The sequence below is a fragment of the Formosa sediminum genome (assembly GCF_007197735.1).
GTDB lineage: Bacteria > Bacteroidota > Bacteroidia > Flavobacteriales > Flavobacteriaceae > Formosa > Formosa sediminum.
The window spans coordinates 2,953,818-2,973,123 of record NZ_CP041637.1; the positions used below are offsets into that span (position 1 = coordinate 2,953,818).

The 19,306-nt window shown below is 30.5% G+C and carries 18 protein-coding genes; 8 read left to right on the top strand and 10 right to left on the bottom strand.

Features of this window, described 5'->3' with window-relative positions; genetic code table 11:
• Window positions 1-8 precede the first annotated feature (8 nt).
• From FNB79_RS12945 to FNB79_RS12955, 3 genes are read right to left on the bottom strand one after another with little or no spacing between them, the layout of a single operon-like run.
• Entirely contained in the window at window positions 9-752 is a 744-nt protein-coding gene (locus FNB79_RS12945; RefSeq protein WP_143381708.1) for a DUF3575 domain-containing protein, read from the bottom strand.
• A 59-nt stretch (window positions 753-811) separates the two neighbouring features.
• Entirely contained in the window at window positions 812-2,977 is a 2,166-nt protein-coding gene (locus FNB79_RS12950; protein WP_143381709.1) for an endonuclease MutS2, read from the bottom strand.
• 59 nt (window positions 2,978-3,036) lie between these two features.
• Entirely contained in the window at window positions 3,037-4,533 is a 1,497-nt protein-coding gene (locus FNB79_RS12955) for a YfcC family protein (protein WP_143381710.1), read from the bottom strand.
• Between the two features lie 73 nt (window positions 4,534-4,606).
• Here FNB79_RS12955 and FNB79_RS12960 point away from each other — a divergent pair, with 73 nt between their 5' ends.
• Window positions 4,607-5,272 (top strand): uracil-DNA glycosylase, encoded by a 666-nt coding sequence (locus tag FNB79_RS12960; protein WP_143381711.1) that lies wholly within the window; start codon window positions 4,607-4,609, stop codon window positions 5,270-5,272.
• Window positions 5,273-5,518: 246 nt separating this feature from the next.
• Here the strand turns inward: FNB79_RS12960 and FNB79_RS12965 are convergent, their stop codons facing one another.
• The 4 genes from FNB79_RS12965 to FNB79_RS12980 are packed head-to-tail and all read right to left on the bottom strand — an operon-like array spanning window position 5,519 to window position 8,632.
• Window positions 5,519-6,397: a nucleoside phosphorylase gene (locus FNB79_RS12965; RefSeq protein ID WP_143381712.1), complete on the bottom strand. Its 879-nt coding sequence runs from the start codon at window positions 6,395-6,397 to the stop codon at window positions 5,519-5,521.
• Window positions 6,387-7,328 (bottom strand): DUF1835 domain-containing protein, encoded by a 942-nt coding sequence (locus FNB79_RS12970; RefSeq protein WP_143381713.1) that lies wholly within the window; start codon window positions 7,326-7,328, stop codon window positions 6,387-6,389. Before FNB79_RS12970 ends, FNB79_RS12965 begins: the two co-directional genes overlap by 11 nt.
• Before the next feature lie 3 nt (window positions 7,329-7,331).
• Window positions 7,332-7,661 (bottom strand): translation initiation factor, encoded by a 330-nt coding sequence (locus FNB79_RS12975; protein ID WP_143381714.1) that lies wholly within the window; start codon window positions 7,659-7,661, stop codon window positions 7,332-7,334.
• A 20-nt stretch (window positions 7,662-7,681) separates the two neighbouring features.
• Window positions 7,682-8,632 (bottom strand): isopenicillin N synthase family dioxygenase, encoded by a 951-nt coding sequence (locus FNB79_RS12980; protein ID WP_143381715.1) that lies wholly within the window; start codon window positions 8,630-8,632, stop codon window positions 7,682-7,684.
• Between the two features lie 306 nt (window positions 8,633-8,938).
• On the opposite strand from FNB79_RS12980, the gene FNB79_RS12985 reads away from it, so the two are divergent.
• The 3 genes from FNB79_RS12985 (at window position 8,939) to FNB79_RS12995 (ending at window position 12,633) form a co-directional block, all read left to right on the top strand.
• Entirely contained in the window at window positions 8,939-11,098 is a 2,160-nt protein-coding gene (locus tag FNB79_RS12985; RefSeq protein ID WP_143381716.1) for a S9 family peptidase, read from the top strand.
• Between the two features lie 178 nt (window positions 11,099-11,276).
• Window positions 11,277-11,978 (top strand): hypothetical protein, encoded by a 702-nt coding sequence (locus FNB79_RS12990; protein ID WP_143381717.1) that lies wholly within the window; start codon window positions 11,277-11,279, stop codon window positions 11,976-11,978.
• Between the two features lie 202 nt (window positions 11,979-12,180).
• Window positions 12,181-12,633: a cold-shock protein gene (locus tag FNB79_RS12995; RefSeq protein ID WP_143381718.1), complete on the top strand. Its 453-nt coding sequence runs from the start codon at window positions 12,181-12,183 to the stop codon at window positions 12,631-12,633.
• A gap of 27 nt (window positions 12,634-12,660) precedes the next feature.
• On the opposite strand, the gene FNB79_RS13000 is transcribed toward FNB79_RS12995, so the two are convergent.
• Together FNB79_RS13000 and FNB79_RS13005 are read right to left on the bottom strand one after the other, a co-directional pair.
• Window positions 12,661-13,896 carry a hypothetical protein gene (locus tag FNB79_RS13000; RefSeq protein ID WP_185967772.1) on the bottom strand — a complete coding sequence of 412 codons (1,236 nt, stop codon included), beginning with the start codon at window positions 13,894-13,896 and terminating at the stop codon, window positions 12,661-12,663.
• Window positions 13,886-15,226, bottom strand: a complete 1,341-nt coding sequence (locus tag FNB79_RS13005; RefSeq protein ID WP_143381720.1) for a DUF4270 family protein — start codon at window positions 15,224-15,226, stop codon at window positions 13,886-13,888. The genes FNB79_RS13000 and FNB79_RS13005 overlap by 11 nt, the downstream gene beginning before the upstream one ends.
• A gap of 278 nt (window positions 15,227-15,504) precedes the next feature.
• Here FNB79_RS13005 and FNB79_RS13010 point away from each other — a divergent pair, with 278 nt between their 5' ends.
• The 4 genes from FNB79_RS13010 to FNB79_RS13025 all read left to right on the top strand — a co-directional run bounded on the left by FNB79_RS13010 (window position 15,505) and on the right by FNB79_RS13025 (window position 18,725).
• Window positions 15,505-16,488, top strand: coding sequence for a Kelch repeat-containing protein (locus FNB79_RS13010; RefSeq protein WP_143381721.1), 984 nt, complete (start codon window positions 15,505-15,507; stop codon window positions 16,486-16,488).
• Window positions 16,489-16,596: 108 nt separating this feature from the next.
• Complete coding sequence (locus tag FNB79_RS13015; RefSeq protein WP_185967773.1) at window positions 16,597-16,929, top strand: DUF4907 domain-containing protein; 333 nt, start codon at window positions 16,597-16,599, stop codon at window positions 16,927-16,929.
• 426 nt (window positions 16,930-17,355) lie between these two features.
• Entirely contained in the window at window positions 17,356-17,988 is a 633-nt protein-coding gene (locus FNB79_RS17260; protein WP_185967774.1) for a sensor histidine kinase, read from the top strand.
• On the top strand, window positions 17,985-18,725 hold the full coding sequence (locus tag FNB79_RS13025) for a LytR/AlgR family response regulator transcription factor (protein ID WP_143381724.1): 741 nt from the start codon (window positions 17,985-17,987) through the stop codon (window positions 18,723-18,725). Before FNB79_RS17260 ends, FNB79_RS13025 begins: the two co-directional genes overlap by 4 nt.
• Here the strand turns inward: FNB79_RS13025 and FNB79_RS13030 are convergent.
• Entirely contained in the window at window positions 18,714-19,304 is a 591-nt protein-coding gene (locus FNB79_RS13030; protein WP_143381725.1) for a pseudouridine synthase, read from the bottom strand. The two genes, FNB79_RS13025 and FNB79_RS13030, sit on opposite strands and share 12 nt — an antisense overlap.
• Window positions 19,305-19,306 lie beyond the last annotated feature (2 nt).

Sequence of the window (19,306 nt, forward strand, 5' to 3'; positions counted from 1 at the left end):
TTTTAATATTAAAACATATATCCAATAGCAATTCCGTACCTAAAAGAAAAGGCCGAAAATTTAGAACTTCTATTGACTTTTGAAAATTTAAAATCTGAATTAATTAAATCTAATATCGTGTAATCTTCTAATGCTTCATTTAAATCATCATAAAACTCATCAGGTAAATCTTTTGAATTTTTAAATTTAAAATTATAATGTCCGGCACCTGGACCTGCAATCATAAAATCAATATTAAAATGTTTAGATATTGGTAATTTATAACCAAACATTAATCCCACAGAAGATACACTTGTGCTCATATCAAATTCAAAGCTAAGATGTTCTTCGTATTGATTTATATAATCGCCATCAAAATCACTATTGTAGTTAGAATACTTAAAATAGGCTCCAAAGTAAAACCCTATTAAAGGTTTTCGTGCTGTACTTTTTAAATAGTAACGTATTTCAGGAATAATTTGATATCCTGTATAAAATATTTCATCGGTTTTAATATGTTCTCCATCTAAGCCAGATAATTTTACTAACCCTTCTTTTCCTTTATATCCTATACCTAAATTTGCAGTGAAATTTTTCCAAATATAGCGTTCGTAAGACAGTTGATAAACTGCGTTTAATATTTGTGGAACTTCAAAAGAGATTTCATTTGTATAATTATTATAAACTTCATCTGTATCGTAATTAATGTCTTGCGCGTATACATTAACAGAAATACAAGTTATTATTAGTAGGTTATAATAGAGATATTTCATAATGCATTATATTTCATTTAAGTTATAATATTTATAGCAAAAATTAAAATAACTTAAGTTTATTTTTTAGCTTCTACGAGTTCTAATTGATTCAAATCCACATTAGTAGTAAAGATACCATAATTTACGATGGCTTTGTTTTTTTCTATAGTATCAATTGTACCAATGGCTTTACCATCAATCATACGCACGCGATCTCCTAATTTTAAAGTAACTTTAGGTTTAGGAGCTTCTATAGCTTTTTGTTTTGCTATTTTCTTTTTTTGGCGTATAACTTCTACTTTTTTTTCAGCCTCTTTAACTACTTTTTGTTCTTTAGCTTTTTGAATTTTTTTCTGTTTAGCAGAGATGCGTTTACGTTTAGAGTTTTCAATTTGTACGACCTTAAACACCTCTTCAAACAGGTCTTTTTTACGCTTGTTTTCAAAGTATTTTTCAGAAATATCATTAAGTTTTTGTCCCAGATAAATTAAACGTTGGTTACTATCGTATAACTCTTGATAGCTTTCTAGTTTTTTCTGTATTTTGGTATTTATTTCTTCTAATTTTTCTGCTTCAGACAATTTTTTTTGTTCGTTTACTTTTAACGAACGTTCTGTTTTCTCTAATTTGGTTCGCTCTTTTTGAAGTTTTGCAATAGTTGCATCAAATCTCACTTTACTGCGTTCTATCTTCTTTTTCGCTTTATTAATTAAACTATAGGGAATGCCATTTTTTTGAGCAACTTCAAACGTAAAAGAGCTACCTGCTTGTCCTAAAACCAATTTAAAAATAGGTTCTAAGGTTTTATTGTTGAATTGCATGTTTGCGTTTTGCATATGCGGCAATTCGTTTGCTAAAATTTTTAGGTTAGAGTAGTGGGTGGTTATAATTCCGTAAGCTTCACGTTCATAAAATTCTTCTAAAAATGTCTCTGCAAGTGCACCTCCTAGTTCAGGGTCTGATCCTGTACCAAATTCATCTATTAAAAACAGTGTTTTACTATTACACTTTTTTAAAAAATAGTTCATTTGTTTTAACCTGTAACTGTATGTACTTAAGTGATTTTCTATAGATTGATTATCTCCAATATCACTTAACACACGATCAAAAATATACGTTTTACTACGTTCATGAACCGGAATAAGCATACCACTTTGCAACATAACTTGTAAAAGTCCAACTGTTTTTAAAGTAATACTTTTTCCTCCTGCATTAGGACCTGAAATTACAATAATTCTGTTGTCTTCGTTTAATGTTATGGTTTGCGGATAGGTGGTTTTTCCTTGTTTAGAATTTGTTAAATATAATAATGGGTGATAAGCATCGCGAAGAAACATGCTACGTTCTTCTGTAATTTCAGGTAAAATTGCATTAATAGATTTTGCATAATGTGATTTTGCAGCAATAAGATCTATCTTAATTAAAAAGGCTTGATAATCATGAAGTAATCCTAAAAACGGACGTATAAAATTGGTTAAATCTTTAAGAATTTTTACAATCTCTTCTTTCTCTTCGTACTGTAAATTATGTAATTCTCGTGTATATTTTAAAGTCGCTTCGGGCTCAATAAACACTATACTTCCAGTTTTACTACTTCCCATTATGGAGCCCTTAACCTTACGTCTGTACATGGCTTTTACTGCCAAAACACGTTTGTTTTCTATTACGGATTCTCGAATATCATCTAAATATTCAAAACTTTGATACATGTTTAAAGCCGAAGTAAAACTAGCATTTATCTGTCCCTTTAATTTACTCATAGACTGCCTTAACTCGTAAAGTAAAGGTGATGCATTATTTTTTATTTCACCAAAACGATCTACTATAGCATTTATCTTTTCAATAATCACTTTAGTAATTTCTATATGTGACGCACTCGCATATAAGTTAGGGTAGTAGTCTTCAAATTTCTTTAGGAATACTATAATTTCGTTAGTCGTTTGAGAAATTGTTACAATTTTTTTTAGGCTATGAACTTCTAAAAACGTGTTTTCAATTTTAAGAAGTTTTAATTCTTTAGAAATATCATCGAAACCATGATTAGGAATTCGGTTATCATTATAAAAAGACGATACGTACTCATGTGTTAACTGAAGTTCATGCAACACGTCCTCTTTATGCTTTAATGGTAATATTTCTAATGCTGATTGATGTCCCAAAGCAGTGATACAGTACTCACTAACTTGTTCTAAAACAGTTTGAAACTCTAAATCTTGTAAGGTCTTCTGGTGAATGTTTATCATCCTAAATTTTAAAACTTTTAAAAAGAAGCAAATTTACGGAAATAAATAAGTTAATGTCGTTAAATATAAACTGAAATTGTTAATACAATCATGATGAAAAGTAACAGTATCGCAAATAAAGGCATTACAAAACGTAACCATTTATTAAAACCAATTTTTACAATAGCTAGAGATGCCAAAATTAAGCCTGTTGGATTTATAAATGCAAAAAGCCCCATTCCAAATTGATATGCATTTACAACCAAATCCCGACCAATACCAACGCCATCTGCTAAAGGCGCCATAATTGGCATGGTAAGAACTGCCATGCCTGAAGATGAGGGTATAAAAAACGAAAGTGCACTATAAATATAAAGCATTGCATTAATAAATAACCCTTTGTTCATACCTTCGGTAAGTGAACTCGCGTAAAATAATAACGAATCACTAATTAGTCCGTCTTCCATTAAAACGGTTACTCCACGTGCAATCCCTATAATAAAAGCAACACCTAATAAATCGTTAGCGCCTTTTATAAAAGTATCTACAAAAACAGATTCTTTAATTTGTGCTATAATTCCTATTACAATTGCTCCAACTAAAAACACCGTAGTCATTTCTAAAAACCACCAATCTAATTGAGATACACCATAAATCATAACGATAAAACACATTAAAAATAAAATTAATATAACCTTAAATTTTAGAGTTAATGGTTGTTCTGGATTTAAATGTTTCATCGGAAACATACGCTCAATCTCTGTTTTCTGATCGAAAATTATAGATTTAGAAGGGTCTTTTTTAACCTTTTGTGCATATCTAATAATGTATGCTAAACAAATTACCAATCCTAAAGCTAATACTATTAAACGTGTTGTTAAACCTGTTGTCCAATTTATACCTGCAGCATCCGAAGCAATGATTGTACAAAACGGATTTACAGTAGAAGCTAACGTACCAATACAAGAACCAATATAAATGGATGCTAAAGCTACCATAGCATCGTATTTAGCAGCTAAAAATACAGGAATTAAAATAGGGTAGAAGGCTATCGTCTCTTCAGCTAAACCAAAAGTTGTCCCTCCAATTGCTATTAATATTGTAATTACTATAATTAATATGTACTCTCTACCTTTTAAAGTTTGGGCTAAGGAAGATATTCCTGCTTCAAATGCACCACTAAAATTCATAATTCCAATAAAACCACCAATAATTAACACAAAAAGTATAACATCTATAGCTTCCATAATCCCTTTTATAGGCGACTGAATAAAGGCCAATACACCTTGGGGTTGCGCATCTAATGTATGATAAGTGTTTGGTATACTTATTGGTTTCCAAATGTCTCCATTTGTAAACTTTTCTATTGGTATTTTGATGTCAAAATGATTAAGTGTTTCCTGATTTGCAGGTAATTCTATTGTTTCAGACTTTTTAACTTCAGTAAACGTATTAGCCTCTTTATTATAAGTTAATCTGTCGTATTTTCCAGCAGGAATAATATAAGTTAGCAAAGCAACAACTGCCGCTATAAGTAATAAAACAGTTAAAGCTGTAGGGAATTTAATGGCTTTCATAAAAGACATTTTTTATTTTTTATATACGGAAAGGTAATACTATTTTTACTTTTGAAGTTTAAGAATATAAATAATGGAAAAAAATATAAATTCAGATTGGGTTGATTTATTAGAAACTGAATTTGAAAAACCCTATTTTAAAACCTTGTGGAATTTTGTTGAAGATGAATATGCTTTACATACGTGCTACCCACCAAAATCTGAAATTTTTAACGCATTCAATACGTGTGCCTTTAAAGATGTAAAAGTAGTTATATTAGGGCAGGACCCGTATCACGGACCGGGACAAGCCAATGGGTTATGTTTTTCTGTAGCAGATGGCATACCACATCCGCCTTCTTTAAAAAATATTTTCAAAGAAATTGAAACAGATTTAGGCACACCTTATCCTGCTAGCGGAAATCTTGATCGCTGGGCAACACAAGGTATATTACTTTTAAATGCAACGCTTACTGTACGTGAACATGAAGCTGGTAGCCACCAAAACAAAGGTTGGGAAATATTTACAGATCAGATAATTTCATTAATAAGTTCTAAAAAACAGAACGTTATTTTTTTATTATGGGGCGGGTATGCTAAAAAGAAAATAAAATTAATTGATACAACTAAGCACAACGCCCTTACATCAGGACATCCATCACCTCTGAGTGCAAACAGAGGGTATTGGTTTGGAAATAATCACTTTAGTAAGACTAACTCCCTGTTGCTGCATAATACACAGGCTGAGATTCAGTGGTAGTTTGTCCTTGAGAATTTAACTTTGTAATAGATTCTGATTTTTGAACCTTTTCTTGACTTGATTTATTACAACTAAAAATTAATAGTAAAATATTAATTATAATGAGTAATGTTAAAATCATCGTTATAGTTAAGAGCATAATATAAATAGGTTAATTTAAGATAAAATTAAGAATTACTTTTAACGTGGCAAATTAATTACGTTAGTTTTTATGTAATCGATTTAATCTTATCAATTAAATTTAGATTAATTACCTAAATCTAAAATTCTATCTAAAGTATAACTTATTAAACGTTCTATTAATGCACCTGGGTTTTTACTAAATTGTCCTGTTGCGCGATTTGCGATAATTGCATTTAAAGATAGGGCATTATGGCCAAGTAGGGCAGATAAACCATAGATTGCTGCCGTTTCCATTTCGAAATTTGAAATTTTAAGTCCTTCAAAACTAAAATCATGTAAACGATCATTAAGTATCGGATCCTCTGTTTTTAATCTTAAAACACGACCTTGAGGTCCATAAAAACCGCTAGCAGTAGCTGTAACTCCAGATTTGGTTTTTTCAGATGAAAATAAAGTTTCTAAAGTTTTGCTATTGGACACCAAAATAGGCTGAGATTTATTAATGTTCCATTTTGTAAACTTAACAAAAGCCTCTTCAAAAGACGTATGTCTAATTTTTTCAATATCGTAAAAATGAAGCATCCCAGAAAAATCTAAACCATACGCACTAATCGCAAAAGAATCTACAGGAATTTCTTTTTGTAAAGAACCTGAAGTTCCTACTCTAATAATATTTAGTGTTGTTAAATGTGTTTTAAGTGTTCTTGTTTTAAAATCAATATTAACTAAAGCATCTAATTCATTTAAAACAATATCTATATTATCACAACCAATACCTGTAGAAACAATACTAATACGCTTACCTTTATAAAAGCCTGTTTCAGTTTTAAACTCTCGTTTTTGTATTGAAAACTCTATAGTATCAAAGTGTTTAGTAATTTTACTTACTCGATCTTGATCTCCAACTAATATAATTGTGTTGGCTATATGTTCTGGTTTTAAATTTAAATGATAAATACTACCATCTGGATTTAAAATTAATTCAGATTCTTTAATTGGCATAATCATTCGATTTTATAAGTTTATTTAATTTTATATCGAAATTAAAATCTTTTTTATTTACACCGCCATACACCATCTTATCAGATAATTGATTTTCAAAGTTTTGTGTGCTATTTAATGCGTTTATTCCAGACTCATTTAACTTTAAACTGTCTTTAGATTCAATAAAAAAGATTGACAATCTATCTATTAAACGTTCAAATTGTAAATCACCATACCCGTAAAATCCTTGATAATTTAAGGCATAACCTAATAAGTGATTTCTAGAATGTATGTCTCTGCAATTTACTAATTTAAGCACATTAAGCTCAAGTTCACTTAATCCGTTTTCAGAATTGGGAAAACGCTGTAGGTGTGCTTTTAAACAATTACTTAAATAATCAAAAGAAGAGTGTTTTACAATAAAGGGTTTAAGTAAATTATGATCTTTACCATTGTAAAGTTGCCATAAAGTACGTGCTAAATCTTTATCTTCTTCAGTTAATTTTACACGAGCTTCATAATGGTCTGTAAGTTGGGACGAACTCAATTCAGATAAGCCCTTTAATTCTTTAACACCATGTATACGGCCACTAGACACTAAAAACACGGGTAGTTTTATTTTTTTTTGAAGCAATAAACTAATTACAGCAATAAGATTTATATGGCAAAATAAATCGTATTCAAACCATAAAATAATTTCATTATACCGCTCACTATGATCTAGCATATCTAGATCTTGTTTTACTTTAAGAATGTCTGCTTCTATGTCATAAAATTCTTGTAAAAATTGCTGTCTAACTTCAATAAATTTATTAGAATTTATGTTTTCTATGGTTGGTCCTTCACATAGCATTTCATGCCATGTTAAAATATCGCCTTTAAATTCGAGCTCTAGAAGATAATTAGTAAGGGCACCTCCATTAGTAATGTGTAAGGTTTTAGATTCCATATATTATCCTCCTACACGTTTAACATTAAACCCTTTTTCTTTTAAAATAGACATTATTTTATCTCGATAATCGCCCTGAATAATTATTTTATCGTCTTTAAAACTTCCTCCAACGCTAAGCTCTTTTTTTAAATCTTTTGCAAGCATTTTAAAATCTTCTGTGGCACCTGTATACCCTTCTAAAATAGTAATAGGCTTTCCTTTTCGTTTTTCGTATTTACAAATAATGGGGTCGTCTTGAATCCATAAATTTGAATCGACGTGATTAGAAGGTTCCTGTGGTGTTTCTTCGTGATCTGGAAACAGGTTTTTAAGTTGATCTTTTAAATCCATAGCAAGGACAATATATATTATTAATCTTTAATTAAACCTAATTCTACTAAACGTTCATGTAAAAATTCGCCTGCAGTAATGTCTTCAAATTGTTTAGGATGAGCTGCATCAATACAGTTATCTAAAACATCAAGTTTCATATCGCTTACAGGGTGCATAAAAAACGGAATAGAATATCTAGATGTTCCCCATAATTCTTTAGGTGGATTAATTACACGATGTATAGTAGACTTTAATTTGTTATTTGTATGTCTAGATAACATATCTCCAACATTAATCATTAATTCGTCTGCTTCTGCAATAGCATCAATCCATTCTCCATCATTATTTTGTACTTGAAGACCACGACCTTGCGCCCCCATTAACAAGGTAATTAAATTAATATCTCCATGCGCAGCTGCTCTAACCGCTTCTTTAGGTTCTGTTTTAATAGGTGGGTAGTGTATAGGACGTAAAATAGAATTACCATTCTTTATATACGCATCAAAATAAGTTTCGTCTAAATTTAAATATAATGCTAAAGCTCGTAACACATATTGTGCTGTTTTTTCTAACATTTTATAAGCTTCTTTCCCAACATCATTAAACCTCTTTAATTCTGTAACTGTAACATTATTTGGATATTCCGAAGCTAATTTATCATCTTCTTCAACATATTGTCCAAAATGCCAAAACTCTTTTAAATCGCCTTCTTTTTTTCCTTTAGCATGCTCTTTCCCAAAAGAAGTGTAACCACGTTGTCCGCCAATACCCGCAATCTCGTACTTTGCTTTAACTTCTGCTTGTAAATCAAAAAAGGCTTTAACTTCTGAATATAAATCAGAAACTAATTGCTCGTTTAGAAAATGACCTTTTAAAGCTACAAAACCAATTTCTTCATAAGCTTTACCAATTTGGTCTACAAATTGCTGTTTTTTTATAGGGTCGTTAGAAATAAAATCGTTTAAGTTAACGCTCGGAATACTATTCATATATATCAGTTTTACTAGGGTAATACTACAAATGTACAAAAAACAATAGTAGTATTTTGAAAACAATTTTATGATATTATTACAATTTCAAGTCTCTTTTTGCATTTCTTTTAAATTACCCAGAGTTTTCTTATCAAGTAAAATTATTTAAGTAGAAACTAAAGTTCTCATCCACTATATTTAATGTATCTTAATAAATTAATCAAATTTGTTATTTTAAATCTCTCTACTAATATTTAAAAACAAATCATATTATATTGTTTAACAAATAGTTATATTTAGCATATAACTAAAAAGTAGATCGCTATGAAACCGTTTCTAAAATTAATTTTACCTATTTTACTGTTATGTATAGGTTGCAAAAAACAGCAAAATAACACCCCAGATTTAGCTGTAAAACCACCTGTTGCAAGTATTAAGCCAGATACTTTAATTACTCATGGTGATGTGCGTATTGATAATTATTTTTGGATGCGATTGTCTGATGAACAAAAAAATGCAGAAACACCAGACCAGCAAACTCAAGATGTATTAGGTTATTTAAACGCTGAAAACGACTATCTTAAAGCAGTTATGAGCGACACAGATTCTCTACAGACTGTTTTATTTGAGGAAATTAAAAACAGAATTAAAAAAGATGATGCTTCAGTACCGGTTACCAATAATGGTTATTCCTATTACACCCGCTATGAAGCTGGAAATGATTACGCTTATTATTGTAGAAAAAAACTCGGAGAAACTAAAGAAGACATTATTTTAAACGGTCCAGTATTAGCAAAAAACCATGCGTATTTTGGAATTGGAAGTCAAGATGTTAGTATAAACAACGAATTGATGGCTTATGCGATAGATACTATTTCTAGACGGCAGTACACCATTTATTTTAAAGATTTAAATACAGGTAAACTATTAAAAGATAAATTAGATAATACTACAGGAAGCGCGGTTTGGGCCAATGATAATAAAACAGTGTTTTACACCACCAAAGATCCGGAAACTCTGCGCTCTAATAAAATATTTAAACATGTTTTAGGAACGGCACAAACCGATGATGTTTTGGTTTACGAAGAAAAAGACGACACCTTTAGATGTTTTGTTTTTAAATCAAAATCTAATGCTTACATATTTATAGGCAGTTTTCATACTTTATATACAGAATACCAATTTTTAGATGCCAATGCACCAAATGATACGTGGAAGGTAGTGCAACCAAGAACAGAAAACTTAGAGTATTATGTCGATCATTATGCTAATCATTTTTATATCAGAACCAATAACGATGGCGCTAAAAACTTTAAATTAGTTGAAACGCCAATCCATGCCACAGAAAAATCGAATTGGGTAGATGTCATTCCACATCGAGACGATGTGCTTATTGAAGATTTCGATTTATTTAAAAATCATTTAGTTGTTAGCGAACGAAAAGCAGGTTTGCCAACTATTAGAGTGATGAAGTGGAGTGGAGGCGAGCACTATATTTCCTTTAACGACCCAACATATTTAGCCTATACCACATCTAATTTAGAGTTTGATACCAATATATTACGATATGGGTATACCTCTTTAACGACTCCTAATAGTACTTTCGATTATAATATGGACACTAAGGAGCAAGTCTTATTAAAACAAGAAGACGTATTAGATCCTAATTTTTCTCCAGATCACTATATTTCAGAACGACTTTATGCTACAGCTACAGATGGTACACAAATACCTATTTCTATAGTCTATAAAAAGGGGATTGCTAAAAATGGTTCTAATCCCTTACTTTTGTATGCGTACGGTTCTTATGGTGCTAATTCCGATCCGTATTTTAGTTCCAGTAACTTAAGTTTATTAGAACGTGGATTTGTATATGCTATTGCTCATATTCGTGGCGGACAAGAATTAGGACGCGATTGGTATGAGAATGGAAAATTACTAAAAAAGAAAAATACATTTACAGATTTTATTGATTGTGGAGAATTTTTAATAGCAGAAGGCTTTACAAGTGCTAACCATTTATATGCTTATGGAGGAAGTGCTGGAGGTCTATTAATGGGCGCTATTGTTAATATGAAACCAGAATTATGGAACGGTGTAATTGCTGCCGTTCCTTTTGTAGATATAGTATCCACTATGCTAGATGAGAGTATTCCCTTAACAACATTTGAATTTGATGAGTGGGGAAATCCAAAAAATAAAACCTATTATGAGTATATGAAATCGTATTCGCCTTACGATAATGTTGAAGCAAAAGCTTACCCTAATATGCTTGTCACTACAGGATATTGGGATAGTCAAGTACAATATTGGGAACCTGCTAAATGGGTTGCAAAATTAAGAGCACTGAAAACAGATGATAATCTACTAATACTGGACTGCAATATGAAGGTTGGTCATGGAGGAGCTTCAGGAAGATTTGAACGTTATAAACAAAGAGCTCTACAATATGCATTTTTACTAAAAATAGAACATAAAATATAACAGGTCTCCTACTTGTAAAATATCTTAAAAAACACATTAAAAGTCTGAATTTGTATTCAGACTTTTATGTTTTTTATGTATTAGGTTTTAATTAACATTAAATATTAACACTTTTTAGGAATGATTGTTGTTAGGTTTAGAATTAAAAAATTATTTTTGAATAGATTAATTCACCCTAATGAAACACGTTTTAATACCATTTGCTTTTTTATGCATCACAACATCTGTTTGGTCTCAAATAGATGATAAACCGCAGTTATCATTAAGTATACCGGCAATTGAAAGTGAATCGGGTGAAGCTACCGAAACTAAAAGTTTAAATATAAAACCATTAGAATCGCCAACGGCAGATGAGTTAGATGCTTCTAACAAAGTAAACGGATTAACTGTATTTAAACGCCCAGATTTAAATGTAGAAGAGGAGTTCTCTATGTTTAATAAGAAAAAATTCGCAAATCCAGCTGAATTATATAAAGACAATTTAAATAAACAATTAAAAATGCAAGATTCTGAAGCTGCAAATCCAAATGCAGTGGGAAGTTTAGTAGATCAATACTTTGGTGATTTTGAAACTAAATCTGGAACAGTTAATATTATTTACAGAGATCATCAAGCTTTTGATGGCGACCGTGTAATGGTTTATTTTAATGATGATATTATAAAATCCAACGTCCTACTTACTAATGGATTTAGTGGAATTACTGTAGAATTACAACCTGGTTTAAATAAAATTGAATTTCAGGCTATAAACACAGGTACATCGGGGCCCAACACAGCCGAATTTAGAATTTTAGACGACGATGAAAATTTCATTGCAGGAAACACCTGGAACCTAGCTAAAGGGGTTAAAGGATCTATTATTATAGTAAAAAAAGAATAATTTCTTCTTCACAAAACCAAATTACGCTTCAAAAAGTAAAATTCTCTTAACTATTTATTAAAATAGTTTTTAGTCTTGTATTAATCAAATCCAAATACTTACATTATATTTGTAGAAATATGATTTACTTAAATTTATTTTCTTTAAGTTAAAGTACTCATTTCAAACAAAATAATCTTCAATTTAAAACAAGTAGTAATTTATGGCTAAGTCTCAACAGACGTACAATAAAATCGAAAAAGAAAAAGCACGCCAAAAAAAGCGTGAAGAAAAATTAAAGAAAAAAGAAGCTCGTAAAGCCGAATCTAAAGACAGTCAAGGTATTCAATTTGCCTATGTAGACCAATATGGTAATTTAACAGATACGCCACCAGATCCATCTGAAAAAATAAAAGTAGAAGCTGAAGACATCGTTTTAGGTGTACCTAAGAAAGATGATAGTGATATCGAAGAAGTAGACCCAATACGTAAAGGAAAAGTATCCTTTTTTGATAGCTCTAAAGGTTTTGGATTTATTATTGATGCAGAAAACTCTGAAAAATATTTCTGTCACGTAAGTGGATTATTAGATACTATAGTTGAAAATGATAAAGTTCAATTTGAACTTGAACGTGGCATGAAAGGTATGAACGCGGTAAGAGTTAAGAAAATTTAATCTCTTAACCGCATTCATTTTTTTATCTTATTGAATCTTTCTCTTAACAAACCATTGACCTGCTAAACTAATATTTAGTGTTAGCATGTGATAATTTTCTTGAATAAGGCCATCATAAACTTGGCCTTTTTTACCGTAAGTATAGGCTATATTAAGCATTGAAAACCCATCGTAACGTAAAGGGATTCCTATACCCAAATCAAAACCATAATCATGAACTTTATGGTTATTAATCTCTAAATAACCAGAATCGTAATTAAAACCAGCGCGGTACTCTACAGTATTCCAAAATTTTAATTGATTACCATTCGGATCAAATTCAACTCCAACACCTAAAATATTTTGATCTACAAAAGTTCCTAATTCATCAGTCTGATCTGTATCATTCCAAAATTTCTTTGTATAATCTAAAGACACACTAACCTGATCCATAAATTCTGTTTGTATACCTACACCAACTTCTAGAGGCAATTCAAAAGCATCTAAATCTTGATCATATTCTATATCACTATCATAAAATTGAGACACTGTACGATTTTGAGTACCATCTAATAAACTAGGGAATGTAATAACAGAACCCACAGTAACATTTTCTAACGGAGAATACTGTATACCTGCTCCAAATTGAAAACCAGAATAACTATTAGTGTCATAAATAGTTAAAGTGTTAGAACCAATATAACTTCTTTCTGTTTCAATAATCTGACCAAACAAAACAGACCCTGTAGCTCCAATATTTAAATTATCTAACAACTTATAACCATAATTAAGTTTTAAATCGTTTAACCCACCCGAACCTTCAATATTCGATAAAAAGTAACTTGTAGAACCTTCTATATCTGTTTTAATATTAGATATACCATAACCCACACTAGTATATGGTATAAGCGTAACACTAACACCCGACTTTTTAGTTAAAGGAAACCCAAAAGCCATATTAGAAAAGTTAGCTACATTTTTAGTGTCTTTAGAGCCATCTTCTATTTGCACACCATATTCAGACTTTAACCCCACATCAAAGAAAAAAGTCTTTAACGGGATTGTAGCCATGGAGGCCGGGTTTAGATTATTTATAAAAGTTGAAGAACTATTAGCTATACCCGTATTCCCTAGACCAACTGTTTTCCCGGTATTAGATGTATTAAAAGTACCCATACCAAATAATGAATATGGAGAACTGGAAAGAGAATTACTTTGAGAAAACAAAGCTGTAGTAACTAAAAGGCAAAGGGGTGTTAATAATTTAGATATATTAATAGTCATATTCATCATCGTATATTGCATAGTTTAACTCTAAGGTTGTTTTATAATCAGTGTTTTCTGAATCTTCTCCTTCTAAAATGTAACGATCTACAGAATCAGTATAACCTTGGGAAGTTATTCCTAAAAATAGATTTTGAGGATTATCTTCATTTAATTTTAAATCAAGAAAATATTTTATTGAAATAACATATGTTACATAACCATTATTTAATCCATTTTCATCATCTGTCTGAATGCCATACACTGTACTACCTGTGTAATCTACCAAAGTCGTAGAGGTATCATTAAACTGATCGATTATATATACATTCAATGAATCTCTTACAGACAAGTCATCGTTATTTGAATTATGTTTTAATGATATTCGTAAGTAGGCATCCATAATAGAACCAGAACCATTTATAGTATTAATACGTTCTATATTTGGGATGTCAATTTTAGTCGCTAAACCCGAACCCGCTTGAATATAAGTTGTATTGTCTGTTGATTTGCTAGACACTTCGTCTGATTGATCTTGTAAACTCTTTAAATTAGAATTAATTGAAGTCTGAGAAATATTATGAAAACTATTTGCAGAATTAAACGTGATATCAAAATAAGATTCATCTCCATCTTCTACTATTTCATCGTCTGGTATAGTATAAAATATACGTAATTTAGAATTTGTACTAATTCCTAAAACCGTAGTATTATTATCGTCTGATACTATAGATATACCTTTAAATTCTTCTGTAAATTCATCAGTATTATTAATTATATTATCTTGAAGTTTTTCAAAGATATCTTTTCCAAAATCGTTGTTTAAAGTAAAATGAATTGAGTCTTCACGAATAGGAGTAGGTAGAAAATCTATATATCCAAGAGACGTTGTACCTATTTCAAAATCTGTAGTGTTATAGTAATAACTATCGTCATCATCCTGTGTTATTTCTTCTAAAACTTTATATACATTAAATTTCTGTCTAGACAGTGTATCATTGTAATAATAGTCTGTATAATCTAATATCAAGGCAACAGAATCAAATACAGCATCTTCATCTATATCAAAATTATCTGTATACATTTCTAAATAAGGAGTAGATTTAATTCCCCCTAAAACAGGATCTTTATAACTACCTATAAGGTATTGACTGGCACTAGAAATGGCTAAAGAATCAAATTTGTAAGTAGATGTTTCAACAGTAAACGTGTCAATGTAATATACTTTAGTTTCATTATTAATCCAATCCTCACCAATATCAGATATAGAAGTAGTATCTGCTTCACACGATGCTAAAAGCACTATAAAACAGCATGCGCCTAAAAGCGCTCTAAAAAAAATAGAATTCATATTTCAATTTTAAAATCTTGCGAACATAACATCTTATAATTTAGATGTAAAAATTGTTAGACAAAATACTATTATATCTCTTCAAACACTTATATTTATACTATTACACTTTACAACCCTATTCATCGAGCATGAGGCGGTGTTTGTATAGACAAACACTAAGCCTATCTACTTTATTTTTTAACCCTTTTAATAGCGTGTAAATTTGAGGTTCTAATTTAATACAAAACTGGCACTAAAATTAAGCTAGTAATAAATTATAATAAATGATTCTAAATATGATTACAAATTCAACAAAAGTTCTAGTGTTATGTGCACTAGCATTAAGTCTGTTTAACTGTTCAAGTGATGATGACGACGATAGAGGAAACTGGGTAGAGCGCTCTGTATTTGATGGTGTACCACGTAGTAATGTAGTTGGTTTTGTTATTGATGAATTAGGTTACATGGGAACTGGATATGACGGAGATGATTATTTAGTTGATTTTTGGCAATATAACATTGCAGGTGACTATTGGGTACAAAAAGCAGATTTCCCTGGAACTGAAAGAAGTGCTGCTACAGGATTCGCTCTAGATGGTTTAGGTTACTTAGGTACTGGATACGATGGAGTAGATGAATTATCTGATTTTTGGCAATATAATCCAAGTACAAATACATGGACTCAAAAAGCAGATTTTATGGGCGGTGTAAGACAAGCTGCTATTGGATTTGGTGCTAACGGAACTGGTTATGTTGGTACAGGTTACGATGGAGATAACGACAGAAAAGATTTTTACAAATACAACCCAACTACAGATACTTGGTCTGAATTAGTAGGTTTCGGAGGAGAGAAACGTCGTTTTGGAACTACATTTGCTATTGGTGATAAAGTATATATTGGTACAGGTGTAAGTAATGGATTATATAAAACTGATTTCTGGGAATTTGATCCAGCTACAGAAGTATTTACAAGTAAATTAGATTTAGACGAAGAAGATGACTACAGCATTACAAGATCTAACGCTGTTGGATTTTCTATTGATGGTTTAGGATATATTGTTTCTGGTTATAATGGAGGTGTTTTAAACAGTACTTGGGAATATGATCCAGGTAAAGATGAGTGGGAAGATATTACTGGATTAGAAGGATATTCTCGTCAGGATGCATTAGCGTTCTCTACAGGAACTAGAGCTTTCGTTCTATTAGGTAGAAGTGGAAGTTTATATTTAGACGATAACTATGAGTTGTTTCCTCAAGAGGATTACGACGACGAAGATTAATTATTACTAGCCTTTTATAAGGTTAATATTAATTGTTTGTTTTTTAATTTGTTTATTTTAAATCCCAAGATGTAGTGATGCACGTCTTGGGATTAAATTAATATGTTTATGAAGAATATTTTAAAATTTGCTTTTGGTTTTGGTTTAATAGCTATAATAGTTGTTATTTTTTACCAAACAAGTACAGAGTCTTCTTCAGATTATTCTACACGAATTTACACTGTAAATTCTGGTTTTGGATATGAAATTAGTTTACACAATAAAATCTTGATTAAACAAGATAATATACCTGCTATTCAAAACGAAATACCTTTCTGTAACGAAGACGATGCTAATAAAATTGCAGCATTAGTAATTGATAAATTAGAACGTAAAGTTGCTCCTACAATTTCAAAAATAGAACTACAAGAAAATAAGATTGTTTTAAATTGTTTAAATTAGCAGTAATCAATAATGGGTAAATCAATAAACCACCTATTGAGAAACTTAAAGAAAGAAGGCTTAATCCATATTGTAATTTGGGCTATTTTTTTATTTTTATTCTTTCTCCAAGTCTACTTTAATACTGGCAATTTTCCTTTAACGTTTCTTAATTTTTTAATTGTTGGAATCTTTGTTTTTTACCTCAATTACTTATTTTTAGTTCCTAAGTTTCTACTTAACAAAAAAAAATCTAATTATCTAACTTCCGTAATCGTACTTATTATTTTAGGAGTTATATTTATAGAACTTATACTACCTAAACCATCTTCATTACATCATATAGCCGGTCTTGATGGAATAAACAAACCAAACTTTATAATTTTTCGCTTTGGTTTACCTTTATTTTTCAATCTAATATTGGTAGTAATCGGCACCGCCATTAAGATGTATTCTGAGTGGGATAAAAACATTCAGCTTCAAAAAGAAATTGAATCTCAAAAATCATCTGCAGAATTACATTTTTTAAAAAATCAACTCAGTCCTCACTTTCTATTTAACTCTTTAAACAGTATATACTCGTTAACAAGCAAAAAATCTAATGATGCTCCTGAAGCCGTTATTACGCTTTCAGAATTAATGCGTTATATGTTATATCAAGCAGATAATGATTTTGTAAAATTAAGTGACGAGCTAGATTATATACAAAACTACCTTAAACTACAACGTCTTAGAATAGCCCGAAATCAAGATGTAACTCTTAATATTAGAGGTAGTGTATTGCAACAAAAAATTAGACCTTTACTATTAATTTCTTTTATTGAAAATGCATTTAAATATGGCACCGATTTTAAAGGGAATACATTTGTTTGTATAGAAATTAACATTAATGGTAACGATTTAGATTTTAAAAGTATTAACTTAATAGGCAATAGAAAACAAGATCCAGAAAATTCTGGTATAGGATTACAAAACACTAAAGAACGTTTACAATTGCTATATCCAAATCAACATAAATTAGAAATAAAAGAAGTTAGTAATCAATTTATAGTACATTTAAACTTAAATTTAACGGTATGAAATGTATAATAATAGATGATGAACCTCTAGCTATAGACATCGTAGAATCTTATTTAAATCAAATAGGAGGAGTAGATATTATTGCAAAATGTACTAATCCTTTAGAAGCGATTACACAATTAAATAAACAACATGTAGATTTGGTTTTTTTAGATATTGAAATGCCAAATTTAAGTGGAATAGACTTGGTTAAGTCTATTGAAAATTTACCTCAATTTATTTTTACAACGGCTTATCCGCAATACGCATTAGATGGCTTCAATCTTAATGCAACAGATTATTTAGTAAAACCTATACCGTTTCACCGATTTATTAAAGCTGTAGCGCGTGCTAAAGAAAAATTCGAGTTATTAAATTTGAAACCTTCTCAAACACAATCTAGCCCAATTATTGAACAAAGTATTACTAAACCAGAAAACGACTTTATTTTTGTAAAATCTGAATATGAAAATATAAAAATTAAAACAGATGAAATCACTTACATTCAAGGACTAAAAGACTATATTAAAATACATTTGGAAGGCTCTAATAAGGCTGTAATTACACTAATGAGTTTTAAAGACATGTTAGAAAAACTTCCTAGAAATAATCACTTTTTACGTGTGCATAAATCGTTTATTGTTAATGTAAATGCTATTAAAGCCTTACAAAAAACAAAAATTGTGTTACAAAACGATATGCGCATACCCATTGGAGAAACCTTTAAAAAAGATGTTTTAGAGCGCTTAGGGGTCTAAGCCTAATTCTGCTTTTATATCTTCAAGTGCTATAAATTCACCTGGATTTAAAGACTCTAAACCAATAGCTCCTACACGAACACGTACTAAACGCAAGGTAGGAAAGCCCACAACTGCAGTCATTTTACGTACCTGTCTAAACTTACCTTCGTTTAATGTAATAGAAACCCAAGAAGTCGGTCCGTGTCTTTCGTCTCTTAGTTTTTTACCGCGTTCTGGGAAATCAGGCGGTGTGTCTAATTTAAAAGCAGTACAAGGTTTAGTGGTATAGGTCTTACCATTAATGCCAATTTCTACACCATTTTGTAATGCTTTAATGGCTTCTGTAGTAATGATGCCATCTACTTGTGCGTAGTATTCTTTATCGACTTTAGAGGAGTTAATCAAAAAGCTAATTTTTCCATCTGTGGTAAGTAATAAAAGTCCTTCAGATTTCTCGTCTAATCTACCTATAGACATGGTGTCTTCAGGAAAGACTCCCAATTCACCCAATAATTTTTTACTTCGTTTTTTAGGGCCATTATTTACAAACTGACTTAAATACCCGTAAGGTTTATATAATTTATAGTGTTTGTGCATAA

Coding starts and splice junctions, on each gene's coding strand:
- FNB79_RS13015 (WP_185967773.1), top strand. CDS start 16,597: ATGAAGAATATTTTAAAATTTGCTTTTGGTTTTGGTTTAATAGCTATA.
- FNB79_RS12965 (WP_143381712.1), bottom strand. CDS start 6,397: ATGCCAATTAAAGAATCTGAATTAATTTTAAATCCAGATGGTAGTATT.
- FNB79_RS12975 (WP_143381714.1), bottom strand. CDS start 7,661: ATGGATTTAAAAGATCAACTTAAAAACCTGTTTCCAGATCACGAAGAA.
- FNB79_RS13025 (WP_143381724.1), top strand. CDS start 17,985: ATGAAATGTATAATAATAGATGATGAACCTCTAGCTATAGACATCGTA.
- FNB79_RS12960 (WP_143381711.1), top strand. CDS start 4,607: ATGGAAAAAAATATAAATTCAGATTGGGTTGATTTATTAGAAACTGAA.
- FNB79_RS12990 (WP_143381717.1), top strand. CDS start 11,277: ATGAAACACGTTTTAATACCATTTGCTTTTTTATGCATCACAACATCT.
- FNB79_RS12985 (WP_143381716.1), top strand. CDS start 8,939: ATGAAACCGTTTCTAAAATTAATTTTACCTATTTTACTGTTATGTATA.
- FNB79_RS13000 (WP_185967772.1), bottom strand. CDS start 13,896: ATGACTATTAATATATCTAAATTATTAACACCCCTTTGCCTTTTAGTT.
- FNB79_RS13030 (WP_143381725.1), bottom strand. CDS start 19,304: ATGCACAAACACTATAAATTATATAAACCTTACGGGTATTTAAGTCAG.
- FNB79_RS12945 (WP_143381708.1), bottom strand. CDS start 752: ATGAAATATCTCTATTATAACCTACTAATAATAACTTGTATTTCTGTT.
- FNB79_RS13005 (WP_143381720.1), bottom strand. CDS start 15,226: ATGAATTCTATTTTTTTTAGAGCGCTTTTAGGCGCATGCTGTTTTATA.
- FNB79_RS13010 (WP_143381721.1), top strand. CDS start 15,505: ATGATTACAAATTCAACAAAAGTTCTAGTGTTATGTGCACTAGCATTA.
- FNB79_RS12955 (WP_143381710.1), bottom strand. CDS start 4,533: ATGAAAGCCATTAAATTCCCTACAGCTTTAACTGTTTTATTACTTATA.
- FNB79_RS17260 (WP_185967774.1), top strand. CDS start 17,356: ATGTATTCTGAGTGGGATAAAAACATTCAGCTTCAAAAAGAAATTGAA.
- FNB79_RS12995 (WP_143381718.1), top strand. CDS start 12,181: ATGGCTAAGTCTCAACAGACGTACAATAAAATCGAAAAAGAAAAAGCA.
- FNB79_RS12970 (WP_143381713.1), bottom strand. CDS start 7,328: ATGGAATCTAAAACCTTACACATTACTAATGGAGGTGCCCTTACTAAT.
- FNB79_RS12950 (WP_143381709.1), bottom strand. CDS start 2,977: ATGATAAACATTCACCAGAAGACCTTACAAGATTTAGAGTTTCAAACT.
- FNB79_RS12980 (WP_143381715.1), bottom strand. CDS start 8,632: ATGAATAGTATTCCGAGCGTTAACTTAAACGATTTTATTTCTAACGAC.